The 17,227-nt window shown below is 42.6% G+C and carries 13 protein-coding genes, 2 tRNA genes and 2 rRNA genes; 12 read left to right on the top strand and 5 right to left on the bottom strand.

Annotated elements, in window-relative coordinates; translation table 11 throughout:
- The first annotated feature begins 13 nt into the window (after window positions 1-13).
- A complete protein-coding gene (locus F946_RS15865; RefSeq protein WP_004984640.1) occupies window positions 14-1,201 on the top strand; it encodes a vWA domain-containing protein in 1,188 nt (395 codons plus the stop codon).
- Between the two features lie 42 nt (window positions 1,202-1,243).
- The gene (gene trpB / locus F946_RS15860; protein WP_004984639.1) at window positions 1,244-2,452 is read left to right on the top strand and encodes a tryptophan synthase subunit beta; all 1,209 of its coding nucleotides are present in this window, start codon (window positions 1,244-1,246) and stop codon (window positions 2,450-2,452) included.
- Between the two features lie 136 nt (window positions 2,453-2,588).
- Here the strand turns inward: trpB and F946_RS15855 are convergent, their stop codons facing one another.
- From F946_RS15855 to F946_RS15845, 3 genes are all read right to left on the bottom strand, one after another.
- Window positions 2,589-3,020, bottom strand: coding sequence for a CBS domain-containing protein (locus F946_RS15855; protein ID WP_004984637.1), 432 nt, complete (start codon window positions 3,018-3,020; stop codon window positions 2,589-2,591).
- Between the two features lie 131 nt (window positions 3,021-3,151).
- A complete protein-coding gene (locus F946_RS15850) occupies window positions 3,152-3,532 on the bottom strand; it encodes a DUF2750 domain-containing protein (protein ID WP_004984635.1) in 381 nt (126 codons plus the stop codon).
- A 139-nt stretch (window positions 3,533-3,671) separates the two neighbouring features.
- Window positions 3,672-3,905 carry an SEL1-like repeat protein gene (locus F946_RS15845; protein ID WP_004697075.1) on the bottom strand — a complete coding sequence of 78 codons (234 nt, stop codon included), beginning with the start codon at window positions 3,903-3,905 and terminating at the stop codon, window positions 3,672-3,674.
- A gap of 217 nt (window positions 3,906-4,122) precedes the next feature.
- Here F946_RS15845 and F946_RS15840 point away from each other — a divergent pair, with 217 nt between their 5' ends.
- Window positions 4,123-4,482 (top strand): hypothetical protein, encoded by a 360-nt coding sequence (locus F946_RS15840; RefSeq protein ID WP_004984633.1) that lies wholly within the window; start codon window positions 4,123-4,125, stop codon window positions 4,480-4,482.
- Between the two features lie 129 nt (window positions 4,483-4,611).
- Window positions 4,612-4,935 carry a hypothetical protein gene (locus F946_RS17130; RefSeq protein WP_004697080.1) on the top strand — a complete coding sequence of 108 codons (324 nt, stop codon included), beginning with the start codon at window positions 4,612-4,614 and terminating at the stop codon, window positions 4,933-4,935.
- Here F946_RS17130 and F946_RS15835 read toward each other — a convergent pair.
- Both F946_RS15835 and F946_RS15830 read right to left on the bottom strand, forming a co-directional pair.
- A complete protein-coding gene (locus tag F946_RS15835) occupies window positions 4,859-6,451 on the bottom strand; it encodes a M16 family metallopeptidase (protein WP_004984630.1) in 1,593 nt (530 codons plus the stop codon). The genes F946_RS17130 and F946_RS15835 overlap by 77 nt on opposite strands.
- Window positions 6,451-7,830, bottom strand: coding sequence for a M16 family metallopeptidase (locus F946_RS15830; protein WP_004984628.1), 1,380 nt, complete (start codon window positions 7,828-7,830; stop codon window positions 6,451-6,453). The genes F946_RS15835 and F946_RS15830 overlap by 1 nt, the downstream gene beginning before the upstream one ends.
- A gap of 190 nt (window positions 7,831-8,020) precedes the next feature.
- Here F946_RS15830 and ftsY point away from each other — a divergent pair, with 190 nt between their 5' ends.
- The 8 genes from ftsY to F946_RS15790 all read left to right on the top strand — a co-directional run bounded on the left by ftsY (window position 8,021) and on the right by F946_RS15790 (window position 17,156).
- Entirely contained in the window at window positions 8,021-9,127 is a 1,107-nt protein-coding gene (ftsY, locus tag F946_RS15825; protein WP_004984626.1) for a signal recognition particle-docking protein FtsY, read from the top strand.
- 193 nt (window positions 9,128-9,320) lie between these two features.
- The gene (locus tag F946_RS15820; protein ID WP_035327290.1) at window positions 9,321-10,007 is read left to right on the top strand and encodes a nitroreductase family protein; all 687 of its coding nucleotides are present in this window, start codon (window positions 9,321-9,323) and stop codon (window positions 10,005-10,007) included.
- Between the two features lie 173 nt (window positions 10,008-10,180).
- Window positions 10,181-10,774: a nitroreductase family protein gene (locus F946_RS15815; protein ID WP_004984621.1), complete on the top strand. Its 594-nt coding sequence runs from the start codon at window positions 10,181-10,183 to the stop codon at window positions 10,772-10,774.
- 198 nt (window positions 10,775-10,972) lie between these two features.
- Window positions 10,973-11,635 carry a DUF2057 family protein gene (locus F946_RS15810; protein ID WP_004984618.1) on the top strand — a complete coding sequence of 221 codons (663 nt, stop codon included), beginning with the start codon at window positions 10,973-10,975 and terminating at the stop codon, window positions 11,633-11,635.
- A gap of 425 nt (window positions 11,636-12,060) precedes the next feature.
- A 16S ribosomal RNA gene (locus F946_RS15805) occupies window positions 12,061-13,598 on the top strand.
- A 61-nt stretch (window positions 13,599-13,659) separates the two neighbouring features.
- Window positions 13,660-13,736 (top strand) — tRNA-Ile (locus F946_RS15800).
- Window positions 13,737-13,804: 68 nt separating this feature from the next.
- Window positions 13,805-13,880 (top strand) — tRNA-Ala (locus F946_RS15795).
- Window positions 13,881-14,262: 382 nt separating this feature from the next.
- Window positions 14,263-17,156, top strand: a 23S ribosomal RNA gene (locus F946_RS15790).
- The 16S and 23S rRNA genes sit together here with 2 tRNA genes alongside, the layout of an rRNA operon.
- Window positions 17,157-17,227: the final 71 nt, after the last annotated feature.

Below are 17,227 nucleotides of genomic sequence, written 5' to 3'. Positions count from 1 at the left end.
AGGAGAAACACGCATGTTTGTGCGCTTGTTTTATACCTTACGCAAATACGGTGTTCCCGTCTCGACGCGTGAACTGATCGATCTGAATGAAGCTGTTGCTTCAGGTTTGGTCTTTGCCGATCAAGAAGAATTTTATCAACTCGCCAAAACCATTATGGTTAAAGATGAGCGCTTCTTTGACAAATTTGACCGAGGTATGAAGGACTACTTTGATGGCATTTCAACTTTTGATTTAGATGATTTACTGAATAAAGTTCAAAAGTTACCGAAAGACTGGTTCGATTTAGAACTCTTAGAAAAGCATCTAACTCCTGAGCAGCGTGAAGAATTAAAGAAAGCAGGCTCATTAGAAGAACTTATGAAAATGCTGGAAGAACGCTTACGCGAGCAGCATAAGAAACATCAGGGTGGAAACAAGATGATCGGCACTGGAGGAACGTCTCCTTTTGGTGCTTATGGTGATCATCCTGAAGGGGTGCGTATTGGTGGGCCGGGACGTAAACGTTCTGCTGTAAAAGTTTGGGAACAACGTAAATATCAGAATTTGGATGATGATCAAATTCTCGGAACGCGCCAAATGCAAATGGCATTGCGTCGTTTACGTAAATTTGCCAGACAAGGTGCGGCTGAAGAGTTAGACATCGACGGTACAATTCGTGAAACCGCGAAGCAAGGCATACTCGATGTGCAGCTCGTGCCTGAACGTCGTAATCGCATTAAGGTGCTGATGTTGTTTGATGTGGGTGGATCGATGGATTCACACATTGCACAATGCGAAAAACTTTTTAGTGCGGCGAAAACTGAGTTTAAAACCTTAGAGTATTTCTATTTCCATAACTGTTTATATGACTATGTTTGGAAAGACAATGTACGTCGCTCAAGTACCCGTATGAATACATGGGATTTATTCAATACCTACGGACGCGACTATCGTGTAATTGTGGTTGGGGATGCTTCTATGGCACCTTATGAACTCAATTCTGTGGGTGGTTCGGTTGAATATATGAATGATGAAGCAGGAAATGTCTGGCTACAGCGTTTACGCAATCATTTTGAAAAAACAGCATGGTTGAATCCAGAAGAAGACCGTTATTGGCATTACACTCATACGATTGGTTTGATTAAGCAAATTTTTGAAGACCATATGTACCCAATGACCCTCAAAGGCGTTGAGGATATGACCAAGTATTTAGCACGATAAAGCTGGAAAGAAAGCGCATTTTAAGAATAAGGATCATAAAAAATGGATCATCAAATTAATGGTATTGCTTTGCCGAATGACGCGGGCTTTTTTGGCAACTATGGTGGTCAGTTTATCCCACCTCACTTAAAAGCGGCAATGGATGACATTAAAGTCGCCTATGAACAAATCCGTGAAACCGAAGCGTTTCAAACTGAACTTGCTGAACTGTTTGCGCACTATGTTGGTCGTCCAAGTCCGTTGTTTTATGCAAAACGGTTATCTGAACAGTTGGGCGGGGCACAGATCTATCTAAAGCGTGAAGACTTAAACCACACAGGCGCACATAAAATTAATCACTGTTTGGGTGAAGCGTTGCTTGCGAAATATATGGGTAAAACCAAAGTCATTGCAGAAACGGGTGCCGGCCAACACGGCGTTGCATTAGCAACAGCCTGTGCTTTGGTGGGGATTCCGTGTGAAATTCATATGGGGCAGGTCGATATTGAAAAAGAACATCCCAATGTCGTCAAAATGAAAATCCTTGGAGCAAAACTCATTTCAGTGACACGTGGTACTGCAACGTTGAAAGATGCTGTGGACAGTGCCTTTGAAGAGTATTTAAAAGATCCAACCAATTATATCTATGCTATTGGTTCGGTTGTTGGGCCACATCCATTTCCAATGATGGTCCGTGACTTTCAGTCGATTATTGGTAAAGAAATTAAAGAACAAACCTATGAGCGCTTTGGTGCGAACCCAGATTATGTGGTTGCATGTGTGGGTGGTGGTTCAAATGCTATGGGTGCTTTCACCGCATTTTTAAACGATGCAGATGTGAAACTAATTGGTGTAGAGCCTGCTGGTCATGGTTTAGATACCGACATGCACTCGGCAACCTTAACTTTAGGTAAACCAAGTCAGATTCATGGTATGGCGTGTTATGTACTTGAAGATGATCAGGGTGAACCGTTACCAGTACACTCGATTGCTTCAGGTCTAGATTATCCTGGCGTCGGGCCTCAGCACAGTCTGCTGAAAGACTTGGGTCGTGTCGAATATACCACTGCGACTGATCAAGAGTGCTTGGATGCGTTTATGCGGTTGTCACGTGTTGAAGGGATTGTCCCCGCACTTGAAAGTTCACATGCCGTAGCATGGGCACTTCGTGAAGCTCCAAAGTTGGCCAAAGATATTAAAATTGTGGTGAATGTATCTGGTCGTGGCGACAAAGATGCAGACTATGTCGCTGCAAAATTAGGTCTGAACTAAGTTTTAAGCCTTTCATATTTACATATAAAAATCCCTGCTTAGTGCAGGGATTTTTATATGGTTTCGGCTTTATTTTTTTATCATTAGTAGCCAATGCTTAGTATAAGTTCATTATTGAACACCTAAACATTAAAACTTAACCTGAAATATACTGTTGTAGTTGCTCAATCAGTTTCTTTTGGTCATCCATTGCCGCTTTCACCAAGTCACCAATAGAAATAAGTCCTAATAATTTATCTTGTTCAACCACGGGCAAATGACGTAGGTGGCGGTCTGTCATAAGGTCTAAACATTCTTCAACCGTAACTGCTGTTGTGACCGTTAGTACTTTGGCTGTCATAATTTCATTGACTGTGGTTTGCTTCGAACTACGTTCCATCAACATGACTTTGCGCATATAGTCACGTTCGGACAATATACCTACAACGAGTTCTTCGTGTGTGACCACAAGTGCACCAATGCCTTTATCTGCCATAAGTGAAATTGCTTCAAGAACAGTGGCTTCAGGGCTGATGGTGTAGATTGCTTGATGTACTTTATCTTTTAATACTTGAGCAACATTGGTCATAGGGCATATCCTTGGTTGTGGTTATTGTTTTATATTTAAATTAGCGCGATTTAAAAAAAAAGCAAATACTTTACAGTCATAGCTCTCAATAAAATAATAAGTTAATTACGTCTTATTGTTCTTAATGAGCCTTAAGCTGGCGACAGAATACGGTCATTGAAGAAAAAGTGACGCATTTGAGACGTGCTGAGCTTCATACGCTTTGTGCCATTACATAGCGCAGGGGTGACTTTTAAGCGTGACAGAGTAGGCAGTAATGCGCTTTGGAAATCTTGTGGCGTGATTTTTTTAGGAATATAGTTTGGCCAGTGCAATTGAGCATATTGGTGTGCGTGTAAACCATTGAGCCAAAAAGGGAAAACATAGTCATCATGATCTGAGGTCATCGCCCAGCCTTGCTGTTCAGCGTTGTAAAGCCCCCAAAGAATACCGCAGTACATCATGCCTCTTAGAATATTGATTTTTAAATATAAATGATTTGAAATCGGTTGTAGTTTCAAAATTTTGTACATAGCGTTATGTCATTAAGGAACATGACGCTATTTTAAATAATTAAGATGAAAGTTCAGTGTAAGCTTTGCATAACTATGTAAATAAATATGTCATATCAAAATGTTAGGCTCAAAAAAACGCCACCTAGGTGACGTTTTATTATGCTTTCATGGTGGCAAGCTGTTGCCAGTATTGTGCTTTCAGCGAGTCGCGTTCTACGCGGAAACCTTGATAATAAAGTTCTGCCAAAAACAGTGCTGCTTTACCGTGGCCAGCGCGTGCAACGCTTTCTAACTGTTGTACTGCTTCTACAAAGTTCATTTGTGATTGAATGGTGTTTACTGCATCCGCATACGCATGTTCTAAGTCATGATGAGAGATTTGTTGAATCATATTAAGCTCCTTATTCTAATTATGATCACTTAAAGGTATTTTTACCTTTAGATATAAATATCACGCTAATGTTAAATATTTATTACAAATTGCTGGAATTGTCAAATATATTATCGAGTATTCTTCATCTTATTTTGTTTACATGATTAAACAATGAACAATCAAAAGATTGAATATGATAATAAAACAGGAAACTGTATTTTATAAGGAGAATAACATGACAAATACATTAGACGGTTTTGATTTTGATATGCCTCCAACTGTTTCTCAAATTGTAGCGTTGGCGCAATATCACCGAACACTATTAGATGAAGCAGTTTTCCATCAAGAAATTCATCTTGGGGATTTTTGTTTGGCACAACGTAAACGAGTTTATGATTTCACACGTCAGCTTGATGAAAATCAACGGGTTGATTTTTATGAAACATACAATGGGGAGCTAAGACGTATTGCAGATGACGATCCTGCACACCCTGCAGATGCAGAAAATGGTGTTGGGGCTTTCGCCATTATGATTGCATTGGGGGTAATTGCCTTGGTGCTCTATTTTGCAGTTATTCGTAGCATTGTTGGTTAGACTTTTGCTTTACAAACAATCTGACTTGCTGAAATTATGTCCTCTTTAGCATTAATGGGGGCATTTTTCAGCATTTCAACTTGTGATTATGCAATTCGCTACTTACACTAGTTTCATTAGAGGTAGGTTATGCACATTGCGATCCAAAAAATTCTTAAATTAAAATCACAGATTACGCTTGTACAAATTTATAATGGTCTGATGGCGTCGATCATTATGCTCATTGTCATTTTATCGAGTATTGCTTTATCTCGGCCCATTTCTCCAAGCCAATTTGAAAATGTAAGTCGCTTATCTCATCAAGCGACTTTCCCAGAAACCCAAGAGATGGCACAAGATCTGGTTTTGGAAAACCAGATTTCCTATATTGATTACTTTAGATTAATGCAGGCTCATCAGTTTGAGCAGAATCGGGCGAAGCAGCTTCCGGCATTGGCTCCGGAGGTTCAATAATCGCAGGAATTTGATCAGGATGCGGTATGCTTTGCTTAATGTTCGGATCAAGATTCAATTCTAAAATATGTCGAAGTTGCTCTTTATCTAAGGCGTTACTGACAATCACAAGCGTAAGACTTTCAGGGTGAATGTGTTTACGTATTGCATTTTGGACATCTAAAGGTGTGATCTCAGCTAAACGTTTTGGGTAGTCTGCTAAATAATTCGCATCTTGCTGATAAAACCCTATAGATCCGAGTTGTGCATTGATGTTTGCATTGCTGCTATAGCTGTTAGGTAGGCTGCGTAACATACCAGCTTTAGTTTCTTCTAACTGCTGTGCATCAATTGGTTGATGGACAAAGTCAACTAGGGCTTTATGCGCCACTTGTATGCTGTCCATGAGCTGATCTTGCTGGGTTGAATAACTTAGACTAAAACTTCCAGCCGCTTGGCTAAATGTAAAAGCACTGTTTGCTCCATAGGTGTATCCACGTTTAACGCGTAGTTCTTTCATTAAAATGGAGCTAAATCCACCCCCACCCAACATACGGTTAGCCAGTTCGAGCGCTAAACGATCCGGATCATCCCGCGTGGTTGATACATGTCCCATGGTGACATGGGCTTGAGTTGAATTAAACAGAATGTGTTGAATATCAAAGTTAGGTTTATCTTGCGGTACAGCAAGTGGCTTTGCTGCTTCAGCTTGTGGGAGGGCTGCACTTATTCGTTCAGCCAGTTTCTGTGCTTGTTTCACACTGAGTTGGCCTGTCAGTGCAATATTCATATTTTGACTAACGAGGAATTCGTCTCTGAATTTTTTTAAGTGCTGAGTCGTAATTTTTTTAATACTGCCATTGGTTCCTGTAATTGGTTCAGCATAAGGGTGCGAACTGTAGAGCGCGCGATAAAAACGAATGCTCATCAATCGACTCGGGCTTTCTTTCAACTGCTTCTGGCCTACTTGGGTATTACTCACCATCAAACTAATACTGTTATTTTTAAAAGTAGAGTCTTTTAATACTTCAAGCATAGTACTCACTGCAGCATCTAATTTTTTAGGGTCAGACAACGAACGCAGTCGAACCACAAACATGTCTCGGTGTGCAGCTACACTAAAACGAGCTCCGACTTGTTCAAAGGCATTCGCGATTTCAACTGCATCATGTTGCGTAGTGCCTTCATCGATGAGTTGTGCCGCCATATTGGCAACGCCATATAGTCCTTTTTCTACTTCTATATCTCTTGCAGAGCCTGCATTAAAGGTAAGTTGAATATCCACCATAGGTAAGGCGGGTGACTCAACAAATAGACTTCGAACTTTGTATTTGTTCTTAAGTTCATGTACATGTGGTGCTGTATAAAGGTCGCTGGTTTGAACTTGTTTTAAGCTTTGTAGAGAAGCAATAGACTGTAATGTACGTGGGTCATCATTACTAATACTACTTGTACTTACATCTGCAATTACATTGGTAGTGCAAAAGGTAGACATGGTAATAAATAACAGGTGAAAGATGGTCTTTTGTTTTTTCATTATTTTGTGGCCTTCTTTTCTGGTTGAAGGTACAACGTACTTAAGTTATCTCTGACAAAAGCAGTTTGAGCAACGTGCTGAATCTCTTCACGTGTAACCGCTTCAAAATGCTGTGGAAGCTGATCCATTAGTCGATAATTCAAGCCATTTACGGCTAAGTTTCCAATCATCTTTGCTTGCCCGACTATGTCATCTTGACCATAAATTAAGTTTGCAACAAAGCGTGTGCTAATCCGTTCAAGCTCTTGTGGTTGAACAAGTTCTGTTTTGAGTCGCTCAATTTCATATTCAATGGCTTTTTGTAGCTCAGGAAGTTCCACGCCAGTGACTGGAAGTGCGGAGATACTAAATAGACTGTCTCCACGGTTATAAGGGTCATAACTGACACTCAGTGCGGTCGCTAATTTTTTGTCGCGTACAAGGCGCTGTTGTAATCGAGAGCTGATCCCGCTATCTAACAAGCTTCGAATAAGTGTGAGTGCATAAACATCTTCTGGATTGCTTGCTGTTGCAAGCGATTTCACATTCCAAGCCATATATAAATTTGGCACTTCAACATTGGTATTTTGTTCCATGTGACGGTAACCAATGTTCTCAAACTCAGTCACATCATTGCGTACAGGTGTTGGATGACTTTTGATGTCGCCAAAGTATTTTTGAACTTGTCTGAGGGCGGATTCTGCATTGACATCACCCACAATCACCAAGATCGCATTGTTTGGGCTATACCATTTTTGATACCACTGCTTCACGTCATCTAGACTTATGTTTTGCAAGTGTTTCATGTGGCCAATGACGGGTTGACGATAGTGACTTGTGGGATACGAAATCCATTTGAAGCGTTCGAAAGCAAGTGAGCGTGGGTTGTCGTCGGTACGCAGGCGTCGCTCCTCCATCACCACTTTAATTTCAGGGTCAAAGTCTTGTTTCCGTAGTAAGAGATTGCGCATACGATCTGCTTCAAGTTCTAGAGCCATGGGAAAGTAGGTTTTTGGATAAAGCTGATAGTAATTGGTGTAATTGGTAAATGTCGCGGCATTTACTGTACCGCCATAGATTCGACTTAAGCGACTGAATTCGTCATTGGGGACCTTGGATGTGCCTTTAAACATCATATGTTCCAGTACGTGCGAAATACCCGTTATATTTCCAGACTCATCAGTGCTACCGACTTTGTACCAAATTTGGGTCATGACCATCGGGGAGCGGTGATCTTCACGGATAATCACCTGTAAGCCATTGCTTAAAGTGGTTTCAAAACTACTGCGGGTAAGTTCACTGCGTATTTGTGCATGGGTGGTAATAGGTAAACAAAGTAGAGTTAAACCCAGTGCAACTAAACTTTTTTTATAAGAATGCGTGACTAATAAGTGATGCATATAAAATTTGGGCTCAGGTTGAAGTGAAAGCATTTCAATAAATAACCATTCTTAAGAAAAATACGAAGTAGATCAAGCGCCAGAAGTATTGATTTGTTAAGTGTTTACATAAAGTATTGTTGCTAAGCGAAAGCCTATCTTTTATGGTAGAATCCGTCTTTTTTAACGCAGTGCTTTTCAAGGATTCGGCATGCAACAGCAATCTAATGAGCAGAACAAATTTTTGATTGATGCTGATATCGGGGATGACGATGTCACACTACCAAGTTTACCTGTGGTCAATGTGCCAATCGTTGAAACAAAAGAGCAAACAGTTGTTAGTCCAGTTGTGGTTGCTGAAACAAGTGCAGAAGAAGCAGATGTATCTGCAAAAGGCGGTTTCTTTAGCCGCATGAAAGAAGGGTTAACCAAAACCCGTAAAAACCTTGCCGATGGTATGGTCAATATTTTGATCGGTGGTAAGGAAATTGATGACGAACTGCTTGAAGAAGTTGAAGAGCAGCTTCTCGTGGCCGACATTGGCGTTGATGCAACGAAAACCATCATTACCAACTTAACTGAACGTACTGCACGTGGCGATTTAATTTACTCGCACTCGCTCTATAAAGCGCTTCAAGAAGAGTTGGTGGCTTTACTTGCGCCACGTGTGAAACCTTTACACATCGATCCGAACAAAACGCCTTATGTGATTTTGGTGGTGGGCGTAAACGGTGTGGGTAAAACCACAACCATTGGTAAATTGGCAAAACGTTTACAAGGTGAAGGCAAGAAAGTGATGCTTGCTGCGGGGGATACTTTCCGTGCGGCAGCGACTGAGCAGCTTCAAATTTGGGGTGAACGTAATAATATTGCCGTAGTAGCCCAAGGCCATGGTGCTGATAGCGCTTCTGTCATTTTCGATGCGTTTGAAAGTGCACGCGCGAAAGGTGTTGATGTTTTGATCGCAGATACCGCAGGTCGTTTACATAATAAAGGTCATCTCATGCAAGAGTTGACTAAAGTAAAACGTGTCATGCAAAAAATCGATGCGACTGCACCACACGAAGTTATGTTGGTGGTCGATGCAGGAACAGGTCAAAATGCGATTAATCAAGTAGAAATGTTTGATGAGGCAGTTGGTTTGACAGGCCTGACGATTACCAAACTCGATGGCACTGCGAAAGGTGGTGTACTATTTAATATTGCCAGTCGTACGCATGTTCCAATTCGCTTTATTGGTGTTGGTGAGAAAATTGACGACTTACGTCCTTTCTCTGCAAAATCCTTTGTTGCTGCTTTGTTCGAAACAGAGAAATAATATTGTACAGCACAATTTTCAAGTGTTAGATCAGTCACATAAACTCCGCTAAATGCGGAGTTTATTTTTTGATTCAATTTGTTTGTTTTAAAAACAAGCATTTAGAAATCACGTAATGAATATAAGTGATTCTCCTGCGATTACACTAGCGCCTAACACAATAGGCATCACTGTACATTTTGGGGAACACGGTATGGCTTTATTACATAAAATTGGACAAGTTCTAACAACTGACTTAACCAAAGACTTAAAATTTAAAAAAAATCACGAAGAAGACCTAAAACAAAGCACATTTATCGATCAACTAAAAAAGCGACGTAGTATTTATGTTTTAGGGAAGCGTGTGCACTTAAGTCAGGTGTATTTAGCTGAATTGATCCAAGAGGCTGTGCGAAGTTGTCCTTCGGCACATAATTCACAAAGTACTTGTATTGTGATTTTAATGGGTGACGCGCATCATCACTTTTGGAATGTCGTAAAAGAAGTGCAGCGCAAGTTAGTCCCCGCGCATATTTTTGCTGGTGCAGAACTGAAGGTTGATCAATGCTCGGCAGGATTTGGTACAGTTCTATTCTATGAAGATCAGCAGATCATTCAACAATTACAAAAAAAAATTCCTTTTGATGCGGCAGAATTTCCAGTTTGGTCAGAGCAAGTTTCAGGTATGGCCCAATATGCTGTATGGACTTGTTTAGCAGATGCAGGTTTGGGTGCATCATTACAACATTATAACCCGAGTATTGATGCTGACATTTCAAAGGTTTTTGAGATTCCAAAACATTGGCTGTTACGCGCGCAATTGGTCTTTGGTTCGATAGAAGAAAAAGTCGCTGAAAAAGAACATTATAAAGATGAAGAGCGCTTTATGATTTATGCATAATAACATGAGATAATCTTTAGTGGTTTCTAGATCAAGTTTTGTAATGTTATGGCATATTGTTCTATTTTTAAGACACTATGTCGCTGAATTAAGCATGTTCAAATTTGAAATTATAGCTATGATGAATATGAATCTGCATATAACAAGATCGTGAGATCGCTGAGGAAAATAACATGTCATTTTTAGACCACATCAAACAACGTCGTACCATTTATGCTGTTGGTAAAAATGTAGCATTAACACCAGAACAAATTGAATCTGTAATTAAAGAAGCAGTAAATCACAGTCCTTCTGCATTTAACTCACAGACTTCTCGTATTGTGACTTTGTTTGGTGAGTCGCATTTACAGTTTTGGAATGTGGTGCGTGAAACTTTACGTAAAATTGTTCCAGACGCTGCTTTTGAAGGCACAAATGCAAAAATTAATAGCTTTGCTGCAGGCTATGGTACGGTTTTATTTTATGAAGACCAAGATGTTGTAAAATCATTGCAGGAACAATTTGCGCTTTATGCAGATAATTTCCCAGTTTGGTCTGAACATTCTTCTGCAATTGCTCAATTTGCCGTATGGACTGCGTTATCTGAGCAAAATATTGGTGCGTCATTACAGCATTACAATCCAATCGTAGATGCTGAGATTGCAGAAATCTTCGATATCCCTGCGAATTGGAAACTTCGCGCACAACTTGTTTTTGGTTCGATTGAAGCGCCTGCGGGTGAAAAAACATTTATGGCTGAAGCTGATCGCTTTAAAACATTTAATTAATCGCTAGTCATTAAAATGAAAAAGAGCAGAATAGATCTGCTCTTTTTTTTGTTTAAGGGTTTATCTTTAAAATATCAAAGCTTAGCAATATATATTGTAGTTGTGAGTTGGTTCTAAGCTCAGAAATTGTCATAAAGTTGTCATTTATACACTGCATAGTGCAACTAAACTTTAATAAACCATCGATAGAGTGTAAAAATGACCTTACGCATAACCCTTGCAACAGCAGCATTGATGTTGAGTACTTCAGTATTTTCAGCAGTGACTATTACTGCTCCAGAGGAAATAAAAATTGAAGGCTTAAATGGGCAGGAGGTTAAGAGTCGTTTATTCAGTTCTGACAATAAATATAATATTGATGCTGGTGAAAATATTATCAGTGTTCGCTACACTCAGTTTTTTGAAGAGCATCCGGGTATTGGCTCACACGATATCGTTCGCTCAGGGATTGTGAATATTAAGACCCCAATTTTACAAGACCAACAGTCTTACCGTTTGGCACTGATCAATCCTCCGAAAAACCATGATGATGCCAAAGCTTATGCCAAGCAGCCGATCTTTGGTCTATACAATGCCAAAAATCAGTTACTGGTTGAGCAAAAGGGTAGTAAAACTCAAAATGCAGGCATTCTTCAAAATCTATTTACTGATGCACCAACCGATCTAACTCAAAAAGCAACGACAGTGGTACAACCTGCACCGGTCTATACGTCACAAGCTGTTGTTGCGAAAGCTGGAACAGATAAACAAAAAGATTTAATAAGTTCTGGCAATGCTCAACAATTAATTAATACTTGGAAAAGTGCATCTAAATCTGAACGCCAAGCGTTTATGGCTTGGCTTGCTGAACAAGCACAGTAGCTGGTACATTCTAAAAAAACAGCGTTAGCTGTTTTTTTTATTTAGATAGCGCATTTATATGGTGGATAACTTGATAATATTGACTATAATTTAACCTAAAACGCATTTTTGCGTTAAAAATAACCAGTTGAATGGGTTTTTTGAATTATTTATTTAAATGCACTTGCGCTGCAAATAAAACTGTATAGAATACGCAGCACACCAACGCAATGTAGTGAATAACTTAAAGCGAAGGTCTTGCTGATGACGAATCAGCAAGAAGATCATTAAGAGATTATGAAGAACAACTTGTGTGGATTTTTACTGATTGATCGATCGAAAATATTTCATTGATTGAAGGTAAAAATTACTCGAAGTTTATTTGAGAAATATTTGTCAGAAAATTGATGAGCCAAGATTTGTAGCCATAAGCTACTAATGATTTTTAACTGAAGAGTTTGATCATGGCTCAGATTGAACGCTGGCGGCAGGCTTAACACATGCAAGTCGAGCGGGGAGATGTAGCTTGCTACATTTCCTAGCGGCGGACGGGTGAGTAATGCTTAGGAATCTGCCTATTAGTGGGGGACAACATTCCGAAAGGAATGCTAATACCGCATACGCCCTACGGGGGAAAGCAGGGGATCTTCGGACCTTGCGCTAATAGATGAGCCTAAGTCAGATTAGCTAGTTGGTGGGGTAAAGGCCTACCAAGGCGACGATCTGTAGCGGGTCTGAGAGGATGATCCGCCACACTGGGACTGAGACACGGCCCAGACTCCTACGGGAGGCAGCAGTGGGGAATATTGGACAATGGGCGAAAGCCTGATCCAGCCATGCCGCGTGTGTGAAGAAGGCCTTTTGGTTGTAAAGCACTTTAAGCGAGGAGGAGGCTACCGAGATTAATACTCTTGGATAGTGGACGTTACTCGCAGAATAAGCACCGGCTAACTCTGTGCCAGCAGCCGCGGTAATACAGAGGGTGCGAGCGTTAATCGGATTTACTGGGCGTAAAGCGTGCGTAGGCGGCTTTTTAAGTCGGATGTGAAATCCCTGAGCTTAACTTAGGAATTGCATTCGATACTGGGAAGCTAGAGTATGGGAGAGGATGGTAGAATTCCAGGTGTAGCGGTGAAATGCGTAGAGATCTGGAGGAATACCGATGGCGAAGGCAGCCATCTGGCCTAATACTGACGCTGAGGTACGAAAGCATGGGGAGCAAACAGGATTAGATACCCTGGTAGTCCATGCCGTAAACGATGTCTACTAGCCGTTGGGGCCTTTGAGGCTTTAGTGGCGCAGCTAACGCGATAAGTAGACCGCCTGGGGAGTACGGTCGCAAGACTAAAACTCAAATGAATTGACGGGGGCCCGCACAAGCGGTGGAGCATGTGGTTTAATTCGATGCAACGCGAAGAACCTTACCTGGTCTTGACATAGTAAGAACTTTCCAGAGATGGATTGGTGCCTTCGGGAACTTACATACAGGTGCTGCATGGCTGTCGTCAGCTCGTGTCGTGAGATGTTGGGTTAAGTCCCGCAACGAGCGCAACCCTTTTCCTTATTTGCCAGCGGGTTAAGCCGGGAACTTTAAGGATACTGCCAGTGACAAACTGGAGGAAGGCGGGGACGACGTCAAGTCATCATGGCCCTTACGACCAGGGCTACACACGTGCTACAATGGTCGGTACAAAGGGTTGCTACCTAGCGATAGGATGCTAATCTCAAAAAGCCGATCGTAGTCCGGATTGGAGTCTGCAACTCGACTCCATGAAGTCGGAATCGCTAGTAATCGCGGATCAGAATGCCGCGGTGAATACGTTCCCGGGCCTTGTACACACCGCCCGTCACACCATGGGAATTTGTTGCACCAGAAGTAGGTAGTCTAACCGCAAGGAGGACGCTTACCACGGTGTGGCCGATGACTGGGGTGAAGTCGTAACAAGGTAGCCGTAGGGGAACCTGCGGCTGGATCACCTCCTTAACGAAAGATTGACGATTGGTAAGAATCCACAACAAGTTGTTCTTCATGACGATGTATCTGAGGGTCTGTAGCTCAGTTGGTTAGAGCACACGCTTGATAAGCGTGGGGTCACAAGTTCAAGTCTTGTCAGACCCACCAAATCTGACTAACAAGCATTATTAAATGCTGAATACAGAAAAGCAGAGACATTGACTTATTGATAAGCTGGGGACTTAGCTTAGTTGGTAGAGCGCCTGCTTTGCACGCAGGAGGTCAGGAGTTCGACTCTCCTAGTCTCCACCAAATTTCAAGACAAGAAAAGCATGCTTTTCCTTGAAATTTAAGCAAGAAGCTATGCTTCGCGCAGATAGGTTGGATTACAGAAATTAGTAAGTAGATAACTTATTAACTTCTGTGATTTATCACAGTTTCCTGACCTGACGAAGGCTGGAAAAATCATTAACAGAATATATTTGAGTTGAAATAATTTGTTCATACTCGTTTTAGTTAACTTAACAAGCAATTGTTAACGTTGAATGAAATGAGTTACTAGCGAAATTAACTGAATCAAGCGTTTTGGTATGTGAATTGAATTGAAGCTGTACGGTGCTTAAGTGCACAGTACTTCAAACTGTAATGTTGAACGTTCTCACTTGTAGGAACGATCGACTGTTTGGGGTTGTATAGTCAAGTAATTAAGTGCATGTGGTGGATGCCTTGGCAGTCAGAGGCGATGAAAGACGTAATAGCCTGCGATAAGCTCCGGGGAGGCGGCAAATATCCTGTGATCCGGAGATTTCTGAATGGGGAAACCCACCTGTCATAAGGCAGGTATCGTATGATGAATACATAGTCATACGAGGCGAACGAGGGGAAGTGAAACATCTCAGTACCCTTAGGAAAAGAAATCAATTGAGATTCCCTCAGTAGCGGCGAGCGAACGGGGAAAAGCCCATTAAGTCATATAAGTTCTAGTGGAATGCTCTGGGAAGTGCAACCATAGTGGGTGATAGTCCTGTACACGAAAGGGCTTATATGATGATGTCGAGTAGGGCGGGGCACGTGAAACCTTGTCTGAATATGGGGGGACCATCCTCCAAGGCTAAATACTCCTGACTGACCGATAGTGAACCAGTACCGTGAGGGAAAGGCGAAAAGAACCCCTGTGAGGGGAGTGAAATAGATCCTGAAACCGCATGCATACAAGCAGTGGGAGCCGACTTGTTCGGTGACTGCGTACCTTTTGTATAATGGGTCAGCGACTTACATTCAGTAGCAAGGTTAACCGCATAGGGGAGCCGTAGAGAAATCGAGTCTTAATAGGGCGTTTAGTTGCTGGGTGTAGACCCGAAACCGGGTGATCTATCCATGAGCAGGTTGAAGGTTGGGTAACACTAACTGGAGGACCGAACCCACTGTCGTTGAAAAGCCAGGGGATGACTTGTGGATAGGGGTGAAAGGCTAATCAAACTCGGTGATAGCTGGTTCTCCCCGAAAGCTATTTAGGTAGCGCCTCGGACGAATACCATTGGGGGTAGAGCACTGTTTCGGCTAGGGGGTCATCCCGACTTACCAAACCGATGCAAACTCCGAATACCAATGAGTACTATCCGGGAGACAGACTGCGGGTGCTAACGTCCGTAGTCAAGAGGAAAACAATCCAGACCGCCAGCTAAGGCCCCAAAATTATAGTTAAGTGGGAAACGATGTGGGAAGGCATAGACAGCTAGGAGGTTGGCTTAGAAGCAGCCACCCTTTAAAGAAAGCGTAATAGCTCACTAGTCGAGTCGGCCTGCGCGGAAGATGTAACGGGGCTAAAACTATATGCCGAAGCTGCGGATTTGCAATTTATTGCAAGTGGTAGGGGAGCGTTCTGTAAGCCGATGAAGGTGTATTGAGAAGTATGCTGGAGGTATCAGAAGTGCGAATGCTGACGTGAGTAACGACAATGCGAGTGAAAAACTCGCACGCTGAAAGACCAAGGGTTCCAGTCCAACGTTAATCGGGGCTGGGTGAGTCGACCCCTAAGGCGAGGCCGAGAGGCGTAGTCGATGGGAAATTGGTTAATATTCCAATACTTCTATGTAATGCGATGAGAGGACGGAGAAGGTTAAGTCAGCCTGGCGTTGGTTGTCCAGGTGGAAGGTTGTAGGCATGTATCTTAGGCAAATCCGGGGTACTCTATGCTGAGAACTGATAGCAAGCTGTACTTGTACAGTGAAGTGGCTGATACCATGCTTCCAGGAAAAGTCTCTAAGCTTCAGTTACATAGGAATCGTACCCGAAACCGACACAGGTGGTCAGGTCGAGTAGACCAAAGCGCTTGAGAGAACTCTGCTGAAGGAACTAGGCAAAATGGTACCGTAACTTCGGGAGAAGGTACGCTGCCGACGGTGATAGGATTTACTCCTTGAGCTATTGGCAGCCACAGAAACCAGGCCCCTGCAACTGTTTATTAAAAACATAGCACTCTGCAAACACGAAAGTGGACGTATAGGGTGTGATGCCTGCCCGGTGCTGGAAGGTTAATTGATGGGGTTAGCGTAAGCGAAGCTCTTGATCGAAGCCCCAGTAAACGGCGGCCGTAACTATAACGGTCCTAAGGTAGCGAAATTCCTTGTCGGGTAAGTTCCGACCTGCACGAATGGCATAATGATGGGGGCGCTGTCTCCAGCAGAGACTCAGTGAAATCGAATTCGCCGTGAAGATGCGGTGTACCCGCGGCTAGACGGAAAGACCCCGTGAACCTTTACTGCAGCTTGACATTGAACTTTGATCTTACTTGTGTAGGATAGGTGGGAGGCTTTGAAACCGAGACGCTAGTTTCGGTGGAGCCAATCTTGAAATACCACCCTGGTAATATTGAGGTTCTAACTCTGTCCCGTTATCCGGGACGAGGACCATGTCTGGTGGGTAGTTTGACTGGGGCGGTCTCCTCCTAAAGAGTAACGGAGGAGTACGAAGGTGCGCTCAGCGTGGTCGGAAATCACGCGTAGAGTATAAAGGCAAAAGCGCGCTTAACTGCGAGACCCACAAGTCGAGCAGGTACGAAAGTAGGTCTTAGTGATCCGGTGGTTCTGTATGGAAGGGCCATCGCTCAACGGATAAAAGGTACTCTGGGGATAACAGGCTGATACCGCCCAAGAGTTCATATCGACGGCGGTGTTTGGCACCTCGATGTCGGCTCATCTCATCCTGGGGCTGAAGCAGGTCCCAAGGGTATGGCTGTTCGCCATTTAAAGAGGTACGCGAGCTGGGTTTAGAACGTCGTGAGACAGTTCGGTCCCTATCTACCGTGGGCGTTGGAAATTTGAGAGGATCTGCTCCTAGTACGAGAGGACCAGAGTGGACGAACCTCTGGTGTACCGGTTGTGACGCCAGTCGCATCGCCGGGTAGCTATGTTCGGAAGGGATAACCGCTGAAAGCATCTAAGCGGGAAGCCTACCTCAAGATAAGATTTCCCTAGGACTTTATGTCCTCTAAAGAGCCGTTGAAGACTACGACGTTGATAGGTTGGATGTGGAAGCATAGTGATATGTGAAGCTGACCAATACTAATTGCTCGTGAGGCTTGACTATACAACACCCAAACAGTTGGTGTTGTGGTTCAAATCACTGCAAACAACTTGATTTAGTTATAAAGCTAGATA

Source organism: Acinetobacter johnsonii ANC 3681 (genome assembly GCF_000368805.1).
GTDB classification, from domain to species: Bacteria; Pseudomonadota; Gammaproteobacteria; order Pseudomonadales; family Moraxellaceae; genus Acinetobacter; species Acinetobacter johnsonii.
The sequence above is the reverse complement of the archived record's forward strand: the minus strand, read 5'-3'. Positions and strand labels throughout refer to the sequence as shown.